This window comes from Agromyces sp. NPDC058136 (assembly GCF_042884375.1).
In the GTDB taxonomy this organism is placed as follows: domain Bacteria; phylum Actinomycetota; class Actinomycetes; order Actinomycetales; family Microbacteriaceae; genus Agromyces.
In genome coordinates this window covers 144,976-164,195 of the sequence record NZ_JBHVUA010000003.1, presented here as the reverse complement: position 1 = coordinate 164,195, position 19,220 = coordinate 144,976, and the positions used below count along the sequence as shown (strand labels likewise).

At 68.7% G+C, this 19,220-nt stretch carries 20 protein-coding genes; 6 read left to right on the top strand and 14 right to left on the bottom strand.

What is annotated here, in order from left to right:
- Positions 1-81 precede the first annotated feature (81 nt).
- From rplI to ACFVTX_RS10225, 5 genes are all read right to left on the bottom strand, one after another.
- Complete coding sequence (gene rplI, locus ACFVTX_RS10245) at positions 82-534, bottom strand: 50S ribosomal protein L9 (RefSeq protein WP_386899692.1); 453 nt, start codon at positions 532-534, stop codon at positions 82-84.
- Between the two features lie 11 nt (positions 535-545).
- Positions 546-806 (bottom strand): 30S ribosomal protein S18, encoded by a 261-nt coding sequence (rpsR, locus tag ACFVTX_RS10240; protein WP_022889097.1) that lies wholly within the window; start codon positions 804-806, stop codon positions 546-548.
- A 45-nt stretch (positions 807-851) separates the two neighbouring features.
- Positions 852-1,364, bottom strand: a complete 513-nt coding sequence (locus ACFVTX_RS10235; protein WP_386899690.1) for a single-stranded DNA-binding protein — start codon at positions 1,362-1,364, stop codon at positions 852-854.
- Between the two features lie 5 nt (positions 1,365-1,369).
- Positions 1,370-1,741: a 30S ribosomal protein S6 gene (rpsF, locus tag ACFVTX_RS10230; RefSeq protein ID WP_386899689.1), complete on the bottom strand. Its 372-nt coding sequence runs from the start codon at positions 1,739-1,741 to the stop codon at positions 1,370-1,372.
- Positions 1,742-1,911: 170 nt separating this feature from the next.
- Entirely contained in the window at positions 1,912-3,348 is a 1,437-nt protein-coding gene (locus tag ACFVTX_RS10225; RefSeq protein WP_386899686.1) for a CCA tRNA nucleotidyltransferase, read from the bottom strand.
- Positions 3,349-3,460: 112 nt separating this feature from the next.
- On the opposite strand from ACFVTX_RS10225, the gene ACFVTX_RS10220 reads away from it, so the two are divergent.
- From ACFVTX_RS10220 to ACFVTX_RS10195, 6 genes are all read left to right on the top strand, one after another.
- The gene (locus ACFVTX_RS10220; RefSeq protein ID WP_386899684.1) at positions 3,461-5,851 is read left to right on the top strand and encodes a DUF6049 family protein; all 2,391 of its coding nucleotides are present in this window, start codon (positions 3,461-3,463) and stop codon (positions 5,849-5,851) included.
- Positions 5,844-7,469: a murein biosynthesis integral membrane protein MurJ gene (gene murJ, locus ACFVTX_RS10215; protein WP_386899682.1), complete on the top strand. Its 1,626-nt coding sequence runs from the start codon at positions 5,844-5,846 to the stop codon at positions 7,467-7,469. The genes ACFVTX_RS10220 and murJ overlap by 8 nt, the downstream gene beginning before the upstream one ends.
- A 163-nt stretch (positions 7,470-7,632) precedes the next feature.
- Positions 7,633-8,622 carry a thioredoxin-disulfide reductase gene (gene trxB, locus ACFVTX_RS10210; protein ID WP_386899680.1) on the top strand — a complete coding sequence of 330 codons (990 nt, stop codon included), beginning with the start codon at positions 7,633-7,635 and terminating at the stop codon, positions 8,620-8,622.
- Positions 8,623-8,694: 72 nt separating this feature from the next.
- Positions 8,695-9,018, top strand: coding sequence for a thioredoxin (gene trxA, locus ACFVTX_RS10205; RefSeq protein WP_022889105.1), 324 nt, complete (start codon positions 8,695-8,697; stop codon positions 9,016-9,018).
- Positions 9,019-9,183: 165 nt separating this feature from the next.
- Positions 9,184-10,509, top strand: a complete 1,326-nt coding sequence (locus tag ACFVTX_RS10200) for a PLP-dependent aminotransferase family protein (RefSeq protein ID WP_386899677.1) — start codon at positions 9,184-9,186, stop codon at positions 10,507-10,509.
- Positions 10,510-10,570: 61 nt separating this feature from the next.
- Positions 10,571-11,536, top strand: coding sequence for a D-alanine--D-alanine ligase (locus tag ACFVTX_RS10195; RefSeq protein ID WP_386899675.1), 966 nt, complete (start codon positions 10,571-10,573; stop codon positions 11,534-11,536).
- A 112-nt stretch (positions 11,537-11,648) separates the two neighbouring features.
- Here the strand turns inward: ACFVTX_RS10195 and ACFVTX_RS10190 are convergent, their stop codons facing one another.
- From ACFVTX_RS10190 to rnpA, 9 genes are all read right to left on the bottom strand, one after another.
- Complete coding sequence (locus ACFVTX_RS10190) at positions 11,649-12,647, bottom strand: ParB/RepB/Spo0J family partition protein (protein ID WP_386899673.1); 999 nt, start codon at positions 12,645-12,647, stop codon at positions 11,649-11,651.
- Positions 12,648-13,541 carry a ParA family protein gene (locus ACFVTX_RS10185; protein WP_386900380.1) on the bottom strand — a complete coding sequence of 298 codons (894 nt, stop codon included), beginning with the start codon at positions 13,539-13,541 and terminating at the stop codon, positions 12,648-12,650.
- Between the two features lie 1,229 nt (positions 13,542-14,770).
- The gene (locus ACFVTX_RS10180; RefSeq protein WP_386899671.1) at positions 14,771-15,211 is read right to left on the bottom strand and encodes a hypothetical protein; all 441 of its coding nucleotides are present in this window, start codon (positions 15,209-15,211) and stop codon (positions 14,771-14,773) included.
- Positions 15,212-15,744: 533 nt separating this feature from the next.
- Complete coding sequence (locus ACFVTX_RS10175) at positions 15,745-16,107, bottom strand: pyridoxamine 5'-phosphate oxidase family protein (protein ID WP_386900379.1); 363 nt, start codon at positions 16,105-16,107, stop codon at positions 15,745-15,747.
- A gap of 166 nt (positions 16,108-16,273) precedes the next feature.
- Positions 16,274-16,912 (bottom strand): 16S rRNA (guanine(527)-N(7))-methyltransferase RsmG, encoded by a 639-nt coding sequence (gene rsmG / locus ACFVTX_RS10170; protein ID WP_386899669.1) that lies wholly within the window; start codon positions 16,910-16,912, stop codon positions 16,274-16,276.
- 22 nt (positions 16,913-16,934) lie between these two features.
- Entirely contained in the window at positions 16,935-17,429 is a 495-nt protein-coding gene (locus tag ACFVTX_RS10165; RefSeq protein ID WP_386899667.1) for a protein jag, read from the bottom strand.
- 2 nt (positions 17,430-17,431) lie between these two features.
- Positions 17,432-18,400, bottom strand: coding sequence for a membrane protein insertase YidC (gene yidC / locus ACFVTX_RS10160; RefSeq protein ID WP_386899665.1), 969 nt, complete (start codon positions 18,398-18,400; stop codon positions 17,432-17,434).
- A 9-nt stretch (positions 18,401-18,409) separates the two neighbouring features.
- A complete protein-coding gene (yidD, locus tag ACFVTX_RS10155; protein WP_386899663.1) occupies positions 18,410-18,862 on the bottom strand; it encodes a membrane protein insertion efficiency factor YidD in 453 nt (150 codons plus the stop codon).
- Between the two features lies 1 nt (position 18,863).
- Entirely contained in the window at positions 18,864-19,220 is a 357-nt protein-coding gene (rnpA, locus tag ACFVTX_RS10150) for a ribonuclease P protein component (protein WP_386899661.1), read from the bottom strand.

Genomic DNA, 19,220 nt, shown 5'->3' with positions numbered 1-19,220 from the left:
GACCCGCCGGTACCCGGACAGACGAAAGCGGCGGCCGGGAGCTGAACGCTCCCGACCGCCGCTTCGCGATCTCTCGGGCGATTACTTCGCCGCGACCACCTGAAGGGTGATCGTCGCGGTGAGCTCGTCGTGCAGACGAACCGTCGCCTCGTGGTCGCCGATCGACTTGATCGGCGTGGGGATCTGGACCTTGCGCTTGTCGACCGAGCCGAGGCCGGCAGCCTCGACCGCAGCCGCGACATCCGCCGTCTTGACCGAGCCGAACAGGCGGCCGCCGAGGCCGGCCTTGACGGCCAGCTTGACCTTGCCCGCTTCGAGCTTGGCCTTGAGGGCCTGTGCGTCCTCGAGCGAGTGCAGGGCGCGAGCCGCACGAGCGGCCTTGATCTGCTCGACCTGCTTCTCGCCACCGCGGGTCCACGGCGTCGCGAAGCCCTGGGGAACCAGGTAGTTGCGCGCGTAGCCGTTCTTGACCTCGACGACGTCGCCGGCCGTGCCGAGGCCGGTGACCTCGTGCGTGAGAATAACCTTTGCCATTGTCGTGCTCCTTAGCGGCCGGAGCCCGAGTAGGGCAGGAGGGCCATCTCGCGCGCGTTCTTCACTGCGCGGGCGATGAGGCGCTGCTCCTGCACGGAGACACCGGTGATGCGACGGGCGCGGATCTTTCCACGCTCCGAGATGAACTTGCGAAGGGTCGCAACGTCCTTGTAGTCGATGATGCCGACCTTGATCGACTTCGCCGGGGCGGCGTTCTTCGCGCCCTTCCCGCGGCTCGGCTTGCGGCGATCGCCGCTGCTCTTTCCAGCCATTGGTTTTCCTGTCTTGAAGATGCGGGCCGCGAGGCCCGCCGAATATTAGAAGGGAGTCTCGTCGCCGTAACCGGTGCCGGGGGTGTTCCAGACATCCCCGCCGCCCTGCTGGGCTGCGGGAGCGCTGGGCGCCCACGCGTCGTCGGACTGGCCGCCCCCGAAGGAGCCGCCGCCGCCGACCGCACCGCGGTTCGACTGCGCTCGAGTGACCTGGGCGGTCGCGTACCGGAGCGAGGGACCGATCTCGTCGATCTCGAGCTCCATGGTGGTGCGCTTCTCGCCTTCCTTCGTCTCGTAGGAACGCTGCTTGAGACGCCCGGAAGCGATGACCCGTGAACCCTTGGTAAGCGATCCGGCGACGTGCTCGGCGAATTCACGCCAGCAGCTCGCGCGCAGGAACAGCGCTTCACCGTCCTTCCACTCGTTCGCCTGACGGTCGAACGTACGAGGAGTGGAGGCGATGGTGAAGTTGGCAACCGCCAGACCGTTCTGCGTGTAACGCAGCTCGGGATCTGCAGTGAGGTTGCCCACCACGGTGATGATGGTCTCGCCGGCCATCGGGACTAAGCGTCCTTCTTGGCGGCAGCGGCAGCCTTCTTGGCAGCCTTGGCCTCCTGGGCCTTGGCGTGCGCGGCCACCTGGGCGATCGCCTCTTCTGCGCGGAGCACCTTCGTGCGCATGACGGCCTCGCTGAGGTTCAGCTGGCGGTCGAGCTCGTTGGTGGTCGCGGACTCGGCGGTGAAGTCGACGACGGCGTAGATGCCCTCGTTCTTCTTGTTGATCTCGTAAGCCAGGCGACGCTTACCCCAGATGTCGACCTTGTCGACGGTGCCGCCATCGTTACGGATGACGTTGAGGAACTTGTCAAGGCTGGGAGCAACGGTGCGCTCGTCGATCTCGGGATCGAGGATGACCATCAGCTCGTACTGGTGCATGACTAACCCACCTCCTTCGGACTCAGCGGCTACAGGATCTCTGTAACAGGAGGGTTGTGCATACGTCGCGCCGAGGAGGCCTCGCAATCGAGGCGCACGGGCAACCTGTCGAGTCTAACGGATGCCACGCGCCAGCGCCATTCGTCAGCGAGGAACCCTCGACGTCGGGCTCACGCGTCCCGGGCGGCCCACCAGGTGCGCAGGCGCTCCGCCGCGGCATCCTCACCGATGGGGCCTTCGTCGAGGCGCACTTCGAGCAGGTACTTGTACGCCTCGCCGACGACGGGGCCGGGCTTGATGTCGAGCAGTCGCATGATCTGCTGCCCGTCGAGCTCGGGGCGCACCGCGGCGAGCTCCTCCTCCTCGGCGAGCACGGTGATGCGCTCCTCCAGGTCGTCGTAGGCGAACGAGAGTTGGTCGGCCTTGCGGCGATTGCGGGTCGTGACGTCGGCCCGCGAGATGATGTGCAGCCGCTCGAGCTGGAGGGCGTCGCCCGCGTCGCGCACGTAGCGGCGCACGGCCGAGTCGGTCCAGGCGCCCTCGGTGTAGCCGAAGAACCGCAGGTGCAGTTCGATGAGGCGCGAGACCGCCGCGACGGTGTCGTTGTCGAAGCGCAGCGCGCGCAGGCGCTTGCGGGCGAGCTTCGCCCCGACCACGTCGTGGTGGTAGAAGCTCACGGCCCCGCCCGGCTCGAACCGGCGGGTTGCCGGCTTGCCGATGTCGTGCAGCAGCGCCGCGAGCCGGAGCACGAGGTCGGGCGCCTCGAGCACGCCCCGCGACCGCTCGTAGTCGATGGCCTGGTCGAGCACGGTGAGACTGTGCTCGTAGACGTCCTTGTGGCGGTGGTGCTCGTCGCGTTCGAGGCACAGTGCGGGCAGCTCGGGCAGCACCCGGGCGGCGAGACCCGAGTCGACGAGCAGCCGCAGGCCCGCACGCGGTTCGGCGGTGAGCAGCAGCTTCGTGAGCTCGTCGCGCACCCGTTCCGCGGAGATGCGGTCGATCTCGGGGGAGAGGTCGGTCATCGCCTGCCGCGTGCCCTCCTCGACCTCGAAGCCCAGCTGCGAGGCGAAGCGGGCGGCCCGCAGCATGCGCAGCGGGTCGTCGCCGAACGACTGCTCGGGCGTCGAGGGCGTGCGCAGCACCTTCGCGACGAGGTCTTCGACGCCGCCCGAGGGGTCGACGAGCTCGAGCTTCGGCAACCGCAGCGCGAGCGCGTTCACCGTGAAGTCGCGACGGGTGAGGTCGGCTTCGAGCGAGTCGCCGAACACCACCTCGGGCTTGCGTGAATCGCCGTCGTAGGAGTCGGCGCGGTACGTCGTGATCTCGACCGTCTCGCCGGCGATCTTCGCGCCGATCGTGCCGAAGGCACGGCCGATGTCCCAGTGGGCCTCGGCGATCGGCTTGACGATCGCGAGGATCTCGTCGGGCGTGGCATCCGTCGTGAAATCGAGGTCGTTCATCGGCCGGCCGAGGAACGCGTCGCGCACCGGACCGCCGACGAGGGCGAGTTCGTGACCGGCCGACTCGAACGCCGCGGCGAGCTTCGCGACGGTCGGCGAAGCCGCCGCCTCGGACAGACGACCGAGGGCTGCCGCGACACTCTGCATGCCTCCCATGTTAAGCGGCGCCCGACTCGGAGCAGCAGCGCAGGGCATCGCGGCCGGCCCCGCTCGCTCGCATCGATCGGATGCTCGGCCCGCTCACCGTAGAATCGCCTGCATGGCAGCCGACCCGACTCCTGCGCGCGCGCGCGGCGATCGGCTTCCGGCGACGGCTTCGGCGGCGTCTGCTGCGTCGCTCGCTGCGTCATCGGGCGGTGCGGATGCCACGGGGCGCGGCCCTGCGGCAGATGCGTCCCGCCGCGACCGTCGTCGCCGCGGAGTCGCGCTCGGCATCGCCGCGGCCGCGGTGTGCAGCGTCGTCGCCGCCCCGTTCGGTGCACTGGCCGTGGGCGGCGCTCCCGCCGTCGACCCCCGTGCGGCGACCACCGCGGTGCAGTCGAGCGCCGGCGCAGCCGAGGGCGATGGCGTCGAACTGCATCTCGCCCCCGTCGACGCCACCACGATCATCGCGGGTCAACCCCTGACGATCGAGGTCGCCGTCGAGAACGCGACCGCGGAGGCCCTCGCAGCGGGCACGCTGCGGCTCACGAGGGCCGACGGCGCGATCGACGAGACCGCCGAGCTCGACGCGTGGCTCGCGAGCTCCGGCTCGGTCGACGCCCGCACCGCGCCCGAGGGCGTCGTGCTCGGCGAGGCCGAGACCCGTCCCGTGGCCGCGGGCTCCGAGCTCGTGGTCTCGTTCTCGGTGCCGGCCTCGGTCGTCGCCGACGCCGGCGACACCCCCGTGCTCGGCCTCGGCGCCGAGCTCGTCGTCGACGACATGCTCGTCGCCTCGGGCGCCGACGCCTTTTCGACCTCGCTGGCTCCCGCGACGGGCACCACCTCGCTGACGCTCGTCTACCCGCTCACCGCGCCCGCCGCCTCGACCGGCCTGTTCGACGCCGCGACGCTCGAGACGTGGACGGCGCCGCTCGGCCTCCTCGACCGCCAGCTCGACGCCGTCGCCGGTCGCCCCGTCGCGATCGGCATCGACCCGCGCATCATCGCGTCCATCCGGGTGCTCGGCAGCTCGGCTCCGGCCTCGACGCTCGACTGGCTCGGCCGGCTCGCGGGCTCGGGCAACGAGATATTCCCGCTCGCGTATGCAGATGCGGATGTCGCGCTGCAGGCGCAGCTCGGCCTCACCGAGCTGCTCGCGCCGAGCGGCTTCGACGACAAGCTCGACCCAGCCAACTTCACCGCAGCGGCCGCTCCCGTCGATGAGCCCACCGCAGCCCCCGGCGAGACCGCGTCGCCCGCACCCACCGCTCCGACGCCCGGCGAGGTGCCGAGCACCGAGATGCTGCTCGACTGGCCCTACACCCGCACCGACATCGCGTGGCCCGCCGACGACACCGTGACCGCGGGCAACCTCGCGGTCTTCGACGGCTCAGGGCTCACGACCGCCATCCTCTCGCCGGGCAACGTCGCCCCGCTCGACGAGCGCGCGGGCGCGGCGGCCTCGGTCGACGGCTCGACCGCCGTCGTCGCCGACGAGCGCCTCACGACCCCGCTGCGCGAGGCGTCCCTCGCCGATTCGGAGACCGAGTGGCGCTCGGCCACGGGCCGGCTGCTCGCCGAACTCTCCCTCGATGCGGGCGGCACTCCTGCGGCCCTGCTCGCGACCTTCGGCCGTGACGCCGGCGTGCACTCGGCACGGGTGTCGACCACCCTCGACGAACTCGCCTCCTCGGCGTCGGTGGCCGCCGCCGGCCTCGCCGACGCGATCGGTGCGCCGCCGACGGCCCGCACGCTCGTCGACCTCCCCGAGGACGCCGCCCGCGTCGACTCCGCCCGACGGATGCTCGTGGCCGAGAACTCCGTCTCCTCGTTCGCGAGCGTCATCGACGACCCGACGCTGCTCACCGACCCCGTGCGCCGCGACCTGCTCGCGATGCTCGACGTCTCCTGGCTCGCCGACCGTGCCGCGTGGGAGACCGCGGTCGCCGAATGGCTCGCCGCGCGCCAGGCGACGACCGACTCGGTCTCGGTGGTGCCGTCGTCGAGCGTCAACATCTTCGCCCGTGAGACCCCGCTGCCCGTGACGGTGCTCAACGCCCTGCCCTACCCCGTGACGGTGGTCGTCTCGGCCAACCCGTCGAACGGTCGCCTCGTCGTCGACGACAGCGTCACCGCGCAGATCCCCGCCGAGTCCCGCAGCACGGTGCAGGTGCCGATCACCGCCGGCGTCGGCCGCGGCGAGGTCACGATCGCGATCTCGCTCGCCTCGACGACGGGCGTCGCCATCGGCCGTACCGTCTTCGTCACGGGCAACGTGCAGGCCGACTGGGAGGGACTCGGCGCCGGCATCCTCGCGACCGCGTTGGTCCTCTTCTTCGGCTTCGGCATCTGGCGCAACATCCGCCGGCGCAGCAAGCAGCGACTTGCCGACGAGACGGCTGCGGACGCAGCGTCTCCCGCCTCGAATGAGCAGACGGATGCCGCGGAGCAGCCGGTCGACGCCGACGAGACCCCTGACGCCGACCCCGAGGAACCGACACGTGACTGACGACCGTATCGGCCGGGCAAGCCTGTTCCTCGCGTCGGGCACGATCGTGTCACGGGTGCTCGGCTTCGTGAAGGCCGCGGTGCTCGTGAGCGCGATCGGTCTCACGAAGTCGCCGAGCGCCGACGCGTTCGCGGTCGCGAACCAGCTGCCGAACACGGTGTACGTCGTCGTCGCGGGCGGCGTGCTGAGCGCGGTGCTCGTACCGCAGATCGTCCGGGCGGGACTGCACGCCGACGGCGGCAAGGCCTACATCAACCGCCTGCTCACGCTCGCGCTCGTCGTGCTCGCAGGCATCACGATCCTCGCGACGCTCGCGGCGCCGCTGCTCACGATGCTCTACGGCCTCAAGCTCGACGAGTCGACGCGCAACCTCGCGACGCTCTTCGCCTATTGGTGCCTGCCGCAGATCTTCTTCTACGGCCTCTACACGCTCCTCGGCGAGGTGCTCAACGCCCGACGCAGCTTCGGCCCGTTCACCTGGGTGCCCGTGCTCAACAACGTGGTCGCGATCGCCGGCCTCCTCGTCTTCATGGCGATCTGGGGCAGCGACCCCAACGGGCTCCGCGCTCCCGAGGCCTGGGATCCGGCGATGATCGCCGTGCTGGCCGGTTCGGCCACGTTCGGCATCGCGGTGCAGGCGCTCGTGCTGTTCTGGTTCTGGCGTCGGATCGGCCTCAGCTACCGCCCCGACTTCCGCTGGCGCGGCGTCGGGCTGGGCGATGCGGGCCGCATGGCGAGCTGGACCTTCGGCATGCTCTTGCTCACGACCTTCGCCGGGCTCATCGAGACGATCGTGGTCGGTACCGCGTCGGGTCAGGGCGCCTCCGTTGCGGCGCTCGGCAACGCCTGGCTCATCTTCATGCTGCCCCACTCGGTCATCACGGTCTCGATCGCGACCGCCTACTTCACAAGGATGAGCGAGCACGCCTCCAACGGCGACCTCAACCGAGTGCGCGCCGATCTCTCGAGCGCGGCCCGCGGTGTCGGCCTCATCATCGTGCTCGCCGCCAGCGTGCTCGTCATGTGCAGCTACCCCTTCGCGACCGCATTCGCGAGCACCGCCTCCTTCGAGACGCACATCGAGTTCGGCAACGTGGTCGTCGCCTACATGATCGGACTGCTTCCGTTCAGCCTGCTGTTCATCGTGCAGCGCACCTTCTACGCCCTCGGCGACACGAAGACCCCGTTCTTCTTCACGCTCTTCCAGGTGGTGCTCTTCAGCGCGGGCGCGCTCCTCCTCCTCAACGTGCTGCCCGAGTTCGTCGCGATCGGCATCGCCCTGCTCACCTCGCTCGCGTGCTGCGCACAGCTCGTCCTCGCGGCCGTCCTGCTTCGGCGTCGCCTCGGCACGATCGACGGCTGGCACATCGCATCGAGCTTCGTGCGCTACACGCTCGGCGCCATCCCGGCCCTCATCGTCGGCTTCGTCGCCCTCGTGCTGCTCGGCGGCATCTCGCCCGACGGCTTCGCGATGTCGGGGCTCATCCCGTCGCTCATCTCGATGACCGTCATCGGCGTCGCCATGTCGGCCGTCTACTTCGGCGTGCTCTGGCTCATCCGCACCCCCGAGCTGCGCGGCTTCGCCGAGCCGCTGCTGCGTCGCCTGCGCCGGAGCTGAGTCGGGCGGCGACCAGCCCCGGCTCGAGGGCATCCCGTCACACACTGCGCGCGCTCAGCCGGCCGGAATACCGTCCGCCTAGACTGTGTTGACCATGGCGTGACCTCCGGAATCTCCGGGGGCCGCATCACTGACGCACCGCTGAGAGCATCAAGGAGCATCGTTGCGCGACATCATCATCATCGGTTCGGGCCCGGCCGGCTTCACCGCCGCGATCTACGCCGCCCGCGCGCAGCTGAACCCCCTGCTCATCGCGAGCTCGGTCGAGATCGGCGGCGAGCTCATGAACACGACCGAGGTCGAGAACTACCCGGGCTTCCCCGAGGGCATCATGGGCCCCGACCTCATGACGAACTTCCAGCAGCAGGCCGAGCGCTTCGGCACCGAGGTCGTCTACGACGACGTCGTCGAGCTCGAGCTCGACGGCCCGGTGAAGCGCGTGAAGCTCGGCAACGGCGGCGTCGAAGAGGCGCGCACCGTCATCTACGCGACGGGTTCCGCGTACCGCAAGCTCGGTCTCCCCGAAGAAGAGACGCTGTCGGGTCACGGCCTCTCGTGGTGCGCGACGTGCGACGGCTTCTTTTTCCGTCAGAAGACGATCGCGGTCGTCGGCGGCGGCGACTCGGCGATGGAGGAGGCGACGTTCCTCACCCGCTTCGCCGACAAGGTCTACGTGATCCACCGCCGCGACTCGCTCAAGGCGTCGAAGATCATGCAGCAGCGGGCCTTCGACAACGAGAAGATCGAGTTCATCTGGAACGCGGAGGTCGCCCGACTCCTCGGCGAAACCGCCGTGACCGGTGTCACCCTGCGCGACACGGTCACCGGTGACGAGCGCGACCTCGCGCTCGACGGCCTGTTCGTGGCGATCGGCAACGACCCGCGCACGCACCTCGTGCACGGCAAGCTCGACCTCACCAGCGAGGGCACGGTCGCCGTCGAGGGCCGCAGCTCGCGCACCTCGCTCGAGGGCGTCTTCGCCGCCGGCGACGTCATCGACCCGAACTACCGCCAGGCGATCACCGCCGCCGGCTCGGGTGCGGCCGCCGCACTCGACGCCGAGCACTACCTCGCCGCGCTCGAGGCGGGCGACGACGACCAGGAGGCGGCGCCAGCCGCTGAGCCCGAGCTCGCCGGCGTCGCGGCCGAGTAGCGTCCGCCACGCGGCATCCGACCCGACACCACCTCATCTGGTTTCACCCCGACTTCCCCTAAGGAGAACGCAATGTCCGCACGCGCAGTGACCGAGGCCACCTTCGAGCAGGAGGTCCTCAACAACGACAAGCCCGTCATCGTCGACTTCTGGGCCGAATGGTGCGGCCCGTGCCGCGCCGTCAGCCCGATCCTCGACCAGATCGCGACCGAGCACGCCGACAAGATCGACATCGTCAAGCTCAACGTCGACGAGCACCCCAACCTCGCCATGAAGTACCAGATCACCGCGATCCCCGCGTTCAAGGTGTTCAAGGGCGGCGAAGTCGTGCAGAGCTTCGTCGGCGCGAAGCCCAAGCCGGCCCTCGAGGCCGACCTCGCCGCCTACATCGCGTAGTCGGCGGTCGAATCGTACGAAGACCCGTCCGGCGCAAGCCGGGCGGGTCTTCTGCATCCCGGCGGGCGACACGCGGGCTTCGAACGGCGGGTGCCACGGGGCATCGGTCATTTCACCGCCGAAGCGGCAACTAGCATTGAGAAACTGAGCAGAACGGATATCGCAGTGACTTCTGACGGCGTCCCCCAGCGGACCGGCAACAATCTCGACCCCTGGTACGCGAACTACGCCGAGCGAGCCTCCGGCCTCGCCGCCTCCGAAGTCCGAGCCCTCTTCGCCGTCGCCTCCCGCCCCGAGGTCGTCTCCCTCGCCGGCGGCATGCCGTTCGTCTCCGCGCTTCCACAGGACCTGATCGTGTCCTCGATGGACAAGGTCATGCGCGAACAGGGCCCGACAGCACTGCAATACGGCTCTGGTCAGGGAGTTCCCGCTCTGCGTGAGCAGATCCTCGACGTGATGGCGATCGAGGGAATCCGCGGCAACGTCGACGACGTCGTCACCGCGACCGGCTCGCAGCAGGCACTCGACCTCGTCGCCAAGCTCTTCCTCGACCCGGGCGATGTCGTACTTGCCGAGGCGCCGTCGTACGTCGGGGCCATGGGTGTGTTTCGCTCGTACCAGGCGAACGTCGTGCACGTCGCCATGGACGAGCACGGCCTCGTGCCCGAGGCGCTCCGTCAGACGATCGCCCACCTGCGCGGCCAGGGTCGACGCATCAAGTTCCTCTACACGATCCCCAACTTCCACAACCCGGCCGGCGTGACCCTCTCGGCCGAGCGGCGGCCCGAGATCCTCGAGATCTGCCGGTCGAACGAGATCCTCATCCTCGAGGACAACCCCTACGGGCTGCTGCACTTCGACGAGCCTGCGCCCAACGCGTTGCGCTCGCTCGACCCCGAGGGCGTCATCTACCTCGGTTCGTTCTCGAAGACGCTCGCCCCCGGGTTCCGCGTCGGGTGGGCGCTCGCGCCGCACGCCATCCGCGAGAAGCTCATCCTCGCCGCCGAATCGGCGATTCTCTCGCCGTCGTCGTTCAGCCAGCTCGTGGTGTCCGAGTATCTCGCGACCGCCGACTGGCGCGCACAGATCGACACCTTCCGCGGGGTCTACCGCGAACGCAAGGACGCGATGATCGAGGCACTGGGGGAGTACCTTCCCCAGCTCTCGTGGACCAACCCGAACGGCGGCTTCTACGTCTGGGTGACCCTGCCCGACATGCTCGACTCGAAGCAGATGCTGCCACGAGCGGTGAAGGAGCTGGTCGCGTACACGCCCGGCACCGCGTTCTTCGCCGACGGCCGCGGCCGCCACGCGATGCGCCTGTCGTTCTGCTACCCGACCCCCGAGGCGATCCGACTCGGAATCCGCCGACTCGCGACGGTCGTCAACGGCGAGCTCGACCTGCTCGACACCTTCGCCGGCACGGGCACGCTGCAGCTGCCCGCGAGCGACAACGGGTTCGACTCGGCCCCGCCCTCCGATCTCAAGTGAACGCCGCGATCGTGGCAATCGCTTCGCACGATACGACTCGACGAGTGGAGAATCCCTGATCATGAGCGAATCCGAAGGTCTGTACGTCGTCGTTCTCGCCGGCGGCATCTCCCACGAACGAGATGTCTCGCTCCGCTCGGGTCGCCGCGTGGCCGATGCCCTGACCGCGGCCGGACACCGGGTGGTACTGCGCGACCCCGATGCCGCGCTGCTGCCGTTCCTCGCGAGCGAGCGACCCGACGTCGTGTTTCCCGCACTGCACGGCTCGAGCGGGGAGGACGGATCCCTGCTCGATCTGCTCGCCGCACTCGGCGTTCCGACCGTCGGGTCCTCGGGTGCCGCCGCACGCCGCGCCTGGTCGAAGCCGGTGGCGAGTTCGCTGCTCGCCGAAGCCGGCGTCGCCGTGCCCGAGTCGATCGTGCTGTCGCACGAGGCGTTCCGCGAGCTCGGCGCAGCGAGTGTGCTGCAGGTCGTGCGCGAGAAGCTCGACGGCGAAGTCGTCGTGAAGCCCGCCTCGGGCGGATCGGCGCAGGGCGTCACCGTCGTCACGCAGATCGAAGACCTCCCGCGCGCGATGGTCGAGGCCTTCACCTACGCCGACGTCGCCGTGGTCGAGCGTCGCATCGTCGGCACCGAACTCGCGATCACCGTCGTCGACACCGGCGACGGCCCGACCGCGCTGCCCGCCGTCGAGATCGAACCGACCGCCGGCACCTACGGGTTCCAGGCGCGGTACAACGCGGGGGAGACCACCTTCTACGCACCGTCGCGCCTCGGCGCTGCCGAGCTCGCGGCCGCGTCCGACGCGGCGATCGTCGCGCACCAGACGCTCGGCCTCCGCGATCTCTCGCGCGTCGACTTCATCGTGGATGCCACGGGCACCCCCTGGTTCCTCGAAGCCAACGTCATTCCGGGGCTGACCGAGACCTCGCTCGTCCCGCTCGCGATCGAGGCCGCCGGCTCCGACGCCGCGACGGTCTACGGGTCGCTCGTCCGGTCGACTCACGCTCGGGCGACCGCCGACTGATCGCGCGAACGTGAACGGGGAGTGGCGTCTGCCACTCCCCGTTTTCGTCTTCAGCCTGCGCTGAAACGGTCGATTTCGGTTCGTCAGGAGCCATTCTCCGACGAAATCCGAATCACACGCCGTCGAGTTCCTCACCCAGCTCCGTCAGAATCCGACGAAGATCCTGGACGGTGGCGAAATCAATGCTGATCTGGCCTTTTCGCGCGCCGAGCGCGATCTTGACCCGCGTGTTGAGCCGGTCGCCCAGCCGGGTCGCCAAATCATCGAGGAAATCCTGCCGCTTGCCCGCCGACGGCTTCACCCGTGCCGCAGACTTCGGTTCGTTCGTCGCAATCGACTCGGCGGCACGCACCGAGAGCTCCTCGTTCACGATCTTGTCGGCGAAGCGCTGCATCGAATCGTGATCGCCACCGACCGACAGGATCGCCCGGGCGTGGCCCGCGCTGAGCACACCCGAGGCGACGCGCAGCTGCACCGGCTCGGGGAGCTTCAGCAGACGGAGCGTGTTCGAGATCTGCGGACGCGAACGGCCGATGCGGCTCGCGAGCTCCTCCTGCGTGATGCCGAAGTCGGCGAGCAACTGCTGGTAGGCGGAGGCCTCTTCGAGCGGGTTGAGCTGCGAGCGATGGAGGTTCTCGAGCAGCGCGTCGCGGAGCATGTCCTCGTTGGCGGTGTCCTTCACGACCGCCGGAATGGTGTCGAGGCCGGCCGCCTTCGTCGCTCGGAGTCGACGCTCACCCATGACGAGTTCGTACTTGCCGACCTGATCGGGGTGCGGGCGCACGACGATCGGCTGCAGCACGCCGAACTCGCGCACACTGTGGACGAGTTCAGCGAGGTCGTCGGGGTCGAAGACGCTTCGTGGCTGCACCGCGTTCGGCACGATGTCGTTCGGGTCGAGTCGCGCGAGACGCGCACCCGGCACCGTGATGAGCGCCTCCGCCTCGGCGGCCTGCTCGACGACCGCGACGGCAGTGGTCGTGGGGGAGGAGGCTGCATCGGCTTCGGGGAAGAACACATCGACCGGGCGGCTCGCCGATCGCGTGGCGTCGTCGCCGCTCGGGATCAGTGCGCCGATGCCACGGCCCAGTCCGGTTCGCTTGCTTGCCATTTACTTCGACTCCTCAGGGGTTGCCGCACCACGACGGGCGATCTCAGCGGCGGCTTCTCGATACGACAACGACCCGCTCGACGCGTAGTCGTAGCTGATGACGCTCTGGCCGTAGCTCGGGGCTTCGGAGACGCGCACCGAGCGCGGAATGATCGTCGAGAGCGTCTGCACGGGGAAGTGGTCGCGCACCTCCTGCGCGACCTGCTGCGCGAGGTTCGTACGCGAGTCGTACATCGTCAGCAGGATCGTCGAGAGGCGGAGCTCGGGGTTGAGGTGCTTCTCGATCAGTTCGATGTTGCTGAGCAGCTGCGAGAGGCCCTCGAGGGCGTAGTACTCGCACTGGATCGGGATGAGCACCTCGCGAGCGGCGACGAAGGCGTTGATCGTCAGCAGGCCGAGCGACGGCGGGCAGTCGATGAACACGTAGTCGTAGGGGCGCTCCATCGATGCGAGGTGCGTATCGAGCGCTCGACGCAGCCGCTGTTCGCGAGCGACCAGCGAGACGAGCTCGATCTCGGCGCCGGCGAGGTGGATGGTGGCCGGCACGCAGTCGAGCTGTTCGTGCTCGGTCGACGGGCGGATGACCCCTGAAAGGGGAAGATCGGCGACGAGCACCTCGTAGACGCTCTGCTGCTCGGAGCGGTGGTCGACACCGAGAGCGGTAGAGGCATTGCCCTGGGGGTCGAGGTCGATGACGAGGACCTTCGCGCCCGAGCGTGCGAGCGCCGCCGCGAGGTTCACCGCGGTGGTCGTCTTGCCGACGCCGCCCTTCTGGTTCGAGATGGTGAGCACGCGCGTTGCGGGAGGGAGCGGGAGCACCGACTCCTCGAGCGCGATGCGCCGACGCGTCTCGTCGGCAAGTTCGTAGGCCAGGGGAGTTCCTCCGTGATCGATCGATGTTTCACGTGAAACATCTGGTGCTGCGGTCGGCGCACTCGTTCGCATTGCGGCCGACTCGATGGATGTCGATTCCGGCGAAGCCGGAGAAATTTCTGTGGATGCGTCGACGGTGTCGCTCAAGCCGTCCGCGGGAAGCGCGAAGTTCACTGCACCCGGTGCCGGAGGGGTGAATGGTGCCGCGAGGGCCGGCTCGGGCGCAGCCGCCGACGACGCCGGCACTGTCGACGCCGCCGACGCGAGAGTGGCTCCGGGCGCAGGAGCGGGCGCGGGAGCGGGAGCGAGCTCGGGCGCGAGCTGAGCTGCATCGGCATGCGGTTGCGGATCCACCACCGCGGGGATCGAGGCCGGCGTCTCCTCGGGCAGGGCTACGACCACTGGAGGAACTCCCGCGGGCGCCTCGGTAGGCGAGGGTGCGTCGTTGGAGCCGGACGCGGGGGCCACTGCGACTGGGGCGGTCTGCAACGCGGTCGCCGTATCGACGGCGGCGTCGCCGACGATTTCGCGGATCAGATCTTCGAGCAAGCGATCGGGGCCGACGTTGCCGACATGGTGAGGCCGCTCTGGCGCCTCGATGGCGGGCTCGTCCGAAAGCGCCGCGGCGGTCTCCGCGTCCCAGTCGATCCCGGGGGAGGGGCGTGCCGGCACCTGAGGTGCAGCCGGGATGGCCGGGCTCGCGCTCTGCTCGGCGTGCACGACGGCACCACCCTCGTCTCCGACGGCCTGGCCCGCAGCGATGGAATCCATGGCTTGAGCCTGCCTCGCGGCCGCGAGCGCGTCTCCTGGGTCGACCTGGGGAGCGGCATTGTCAGCGGCGGGCGCAGCCTCACTCTGCTGGGGACGCTTGCGATGGAACCATCCACGTCCCCCGCCAGGTGTCATGCCCGTTGCTCCAAATCGCTGATGCGTCGGCCCCCGATTCGGGGAGCGACCCGAGAGATAAGCCTAACTGCCACGGCTGTCTTCCACCGTGTGAAATGACCGTTCTCAGCGCGCGGAGTTCTGTTGATGCCCGCATTCTGCGAGTCGCGGGCTGTCCCGCCGGGTGCGTCGCCAGAACGCGCGCGGATCGGCTGCGTTTCACGTGAAACATTGCGAACGCATCCGCCGGCGATCAGATGATGGATACGGGCCGCTGGCGTTTCACGTGAAACATCGTTGGACAGCGACGCCCACGGCTCGCGGTTCGGCGGGTGCCGATACAGGCCACCGCGGTGCTCACGTGATCAGGACTCGGCACGGGTGATCACGGGCGCAGTTTCCGCCGACCGATCGCCGCGAAGTCGATGGAGCGTGATGACCGCGGAGATCACCACCACCGCGATCATGGCCCACAGCAGGAGGCTGTCGATCAGGAAGAAGCCCCAGTCGGTCTCAGTCGGCGGCACCTCCACCGCCGAGCCGCGCCCGTCTCCCACGTACCGAATCTCAGTCGGATAGCTCGCGGGCGAGGTGGCGGTGGTGTGATCCTGAACCGTCCACACAAGTGGCCAGCCGAATCCAACCAGCGCGAGCTCCTCAGGAGAGCGGACCGAACTCGGGATGAACTGGCGCGCGGCGAGCGTGAAGCCCAGCGCAACCGGAAGGAAGCCCAGAAGCATCCACAGCCAGCTGCGCCAGCCACTGCCCGGCGCGCCGGCGTGGTGAGCGTGCGCGTCGAGAGTCACGCGACGCCCACCCGTGAGAGAAGTGGGTCGGCAACGAGAGTCTTGGTTAGACGGCGCATCTCCTCAGACTAGGAGGTGCCCAAGCCGAGGTGGGCAGCGAGAGGACGGCGGCGTGGGGGCTCCGCGCGATCACCGGCGTGACCTCGGCTGCGGGCCCCAGCAGCCTCAGCGATCGCCTCCGCCACCCTGCCCGTCGGGAACTCCGCGGCAGCGAAGAATGCGCGGCGCGGGCTCGCGGTGTTTCACGTGAAACATTGCGGTGGCGGGGAGGGGTCCGCTGAGTCGTGGTCTCACGCACACGGGCACCACGCCGCGGACCTTCCCGAGTGCCCTCGCCATCCGCACGGCGATAGCGACGTCGTACATCGAGGGAACATGGCGTCTCGCGGCGACCGCGGGGCGGGCGGTTTCCAGGGCGTGAGAAGTCGGACATCCAACGTGGTCGAGTACGGCGACGGAACCCGACAGCTCGCCCGGCCGGACCGAGGACCGTGCACCACGCCGGCGCGACCTGGCCTCCTCCTCACGATGCTTCACTCGCCGGCCGGCGGCTGCCGCGACTCGTCCGAGAACTGTTGCTCCGGCGCAGTGAGGCGAATCAGGACGCGCGGTCCGTCGGCAGTCGGATCGGATGCATCCCATCCGTCGTAGTCCCGCGTGAAGGAGGCCAGGACGCCCGGCTCGGAGTCGATGGATTGGATGCTCGCCGTCATCGTCCGTGCGCCGTGACGGCCCTCGACCGCGAATGTCGATCGGGGATCGCGGCGGATATCGGCGACCTTGCGATTCGCCTCAGCTGTCGCGATCCACACGCTGCCACCGCTCTCGACGAACCAGACGCGTGAGGCGCGCGGGCTGCCGTCGAGGCGGAGGGTCGTGATCCATCCATGCCGCATTCGAGCGATGCTACTGCCGCGAGCTGACACCTGGTCACCACCAGGTGCTCCTCGCCGAGAGTCTGGAGAACCGACGTCGCCACGACACCCCGACACAGAAACGCAAGAGGGGCACCGTTTCACGTGAAACAGTGCCCCTCGAGCAACTCACCGGCGACGGCTCGACTCAGTCGACCTTCGCCCTGAACACACGGGTCACTTCACTGTCGGGCACGACGCCCTCACCGAGCACGAGCACTTCGACGTCGCTCAGCCTGAACTTGCGGATCGCCTTCTGCGCTGCGCCGATCTCGCCGTCCACGCCCGCGCCCTTCATGAGCACGAGCTCTCCACCAGCACGGACCAGGGGAGCGGTGACGGGGATCAGTGTGCGGAGCGCGCTGACCGCGCGAGCCGTGACCTGGTCGAGTGAGTCACCGAGCTTCGACTCCTCAGCGCGTGCACGCACGACCGTCACGTTCGACAGTTCGAGTTCGTCTGCCTGCCGCTCGAGCCACGCGACCCGGCGCTCCATCGGCTCGATCAGCACGAACTCCGCGTCGGGTCGCATGATGGCGAGGACGATGCCGGGGAGGCCTGCGCCCGAACCGACGTCACCGATGCGACCGCCCGAGCGGAGCAGCGGTGCGACGAGCGCACTGTTGAGGATGTGGCGCGTCCACAGCCGGGGGAGTTCGAGCGGTCCGATGAGGCCGAGCTCTTCGCCGTGACGAGCGAGCGCCTCGGTGAACGCGCGACCCTTGGCGAGGTGCTCGCCGAACAGCGCGGCCGCGGCCGCGGGTTCGACTTCGAGTGCGTCGGTCATCGTTTCACGTGAAACGTCGCGCTCAGGCGCCACGGGTGATCACGGTGTGCCGGTCGGCACCTTCACCGCGCGACTCCGAGTGGAAGCCCTGCTCGGCGACGAGGTCGTGCACGAGCTTGCGCTCGTAGGAGGACATCGGGGGGAGGGAGGCCTCGGCCGCTCCACCTTCGATGCGCTCGACCGCGCGGGTCACGAGCGTGGCGAGCTCGTCACGACGCGCATCGCGCGAGCCGCCGATGTCGAGGATGAGCCGCGAGAACACGCCGGTCTTCGTCTGCACTGCGAGACGGGTGAGCTCCTGCAGCGCGCTCACCGTGTCGGGCTTCGAGAGCAGGTTGAGGTTGGCGCCGTCGCCGGCGTTCACCGAGATGTACGCGCGGCCGTTGCGCGCGTCGATGTCGATGTCGCCGTCGAGGTCGGTGATGTCGAGGAGTTCCTCGATGTAATCGGCGGCGATGTCGCCCTCTTCTTCGAGCTGCGAGGTCGAACGCTCGGCGTCATTCTGCACGTCGGTCATGTCTACTTTCCCTGCTTCTTGGCGCGCGACTTGCCCATCGGCTGCTGGCGCTGAGTCTTCTTGGGCTCTTCGATCGCGATGGCGCCTTCGGCCGCCTTGTCCTCGACGACGAGCTTGCCCTTCTTCGCGAGGCGGGCCTCGCGCGCCTTCGCCGCGTCACTTCCGGGCGTGGGCATGTTGCGGATGACCACGAACTGCTGGCCCATGGTCCAGAAGTTCGAGACGAGCCAGTAGAACATGACGCCGAGCGGGAACGCGACGCCCGAGAACGCGAAGACGAGGGGGAGCAGGTAGAGGAGGATCCGCTGCTGACGGAACATGGGGCTCGCCTTGGTCTCAGGCGACATGTTCTTCGAGACGATCTGCAGCTGTGTGATGAACTGCGATGCCGTCATGAGCACGATCATCGTGAGCGCGATGATCATCACGTTGATGCTGAACTCCTGGCCCGCGATCATGAGGTTCCACTCGCCGATGAAGGTCGCCTTCAGCGGTGCGCCGAAGATCTCGGCGTTGGCGAACGAGTTCGCGAGTTCCTGAGTGAACACGCCGACGCCGGCCTTGTCGTGCTGCGCATCGTTGAGCACCGAGAACAGGCCGAAGAAGATCGGCATCTGCAGCAGCAACGGCAGGCACGAGGAGAGGGGATTGGTCCCAGTCTTCTTGTAGAGGTCCATCGTCTCGCGCGACATGGCCTCGCGGGAGTACTGGTCCTTCTTGCCCTTGTACTTATCCTGGATCTTCTTGAGCTGCGGCGCGACCTCGAGCATCCGCCGCTGGCTCTTGATCTGGCGGACGAAGATCGGGATGAGCGCGGCGCGCACGACGAGCACGAGTCCGACGATCGAGAGCACCCAGGTGGTGCCCGCGTTCGGGTCCATGCCGAAGAACGTCCACATGGAGTGGAACGCAACGAGGATCAGCTCGATGACCCATTTGATGGGCCAGAGAATCAGGCTGATGATGTCCATTTGGCGGTGTCAGTCCTTCCGGGACATGGTGGGGGAGGCGGTACCGACGGCCGCGTCGTCGCGGGTCGAAGACTGATCCGGTTCGAGACCGGTGGATGCCACGTGGTGGACGTGATCGTGATGCGCTGCGTGCGGCGCGGGGCCCGTGGCATCCGCATTGCCGAAGCCTGCGGGGACGACCCAACCGAACGGGGTGACGCGGTAGCGCTGGTGGCGGGCGGCGCGCACGTCATCGATGCCGCCGGGCGACCAGGGATTGCAGCGCAGGATGCGCCACGCGGTGAGCACGGAGCCCACCAGGAGGCCTCGTTGCTGCACGGAGCCGAGTCCGTAGGCGGAGCACGAGGGGTAGTAGCGACAGACGTCGCCGTAGAGGGGGGAGATCAGCTTGCGGTAGCCGCGGATGAGCAGCACACCGGCATTGCGCGGGATGAGCGCGACGAACAACAACGCGTCGCGCATGTCATCCGCCCTTCACCCGGTCTCGGACGCGGCGATCCGAGCAGGCGCCGATGACTTCGGAGCGGAGTGCCTCCCAGTCGGCGGCGGCCGCGGAGGGCAGCGCACGCACGACGATGTCGACTCCGCCGAAGCCGTCGCCGAGCACCTCGTGGCACGCGGCCTTCAGCCTGCGGCGCACGAGGTTGCGGCGAACGGCGCCGCCGACTTTCTTCGAAACGATGAAGCCGAAGCGCGCGTCGGTGCCCGACTCCCGTGAGCGCACATAGCTCACGGTGTGGGCACCGGCGACCTTCGCTCCACGGCGCACGATGACTCGGTAGTCGTCGGCGCTCGTGATGCGATTGGCTTTGGCGAGCAC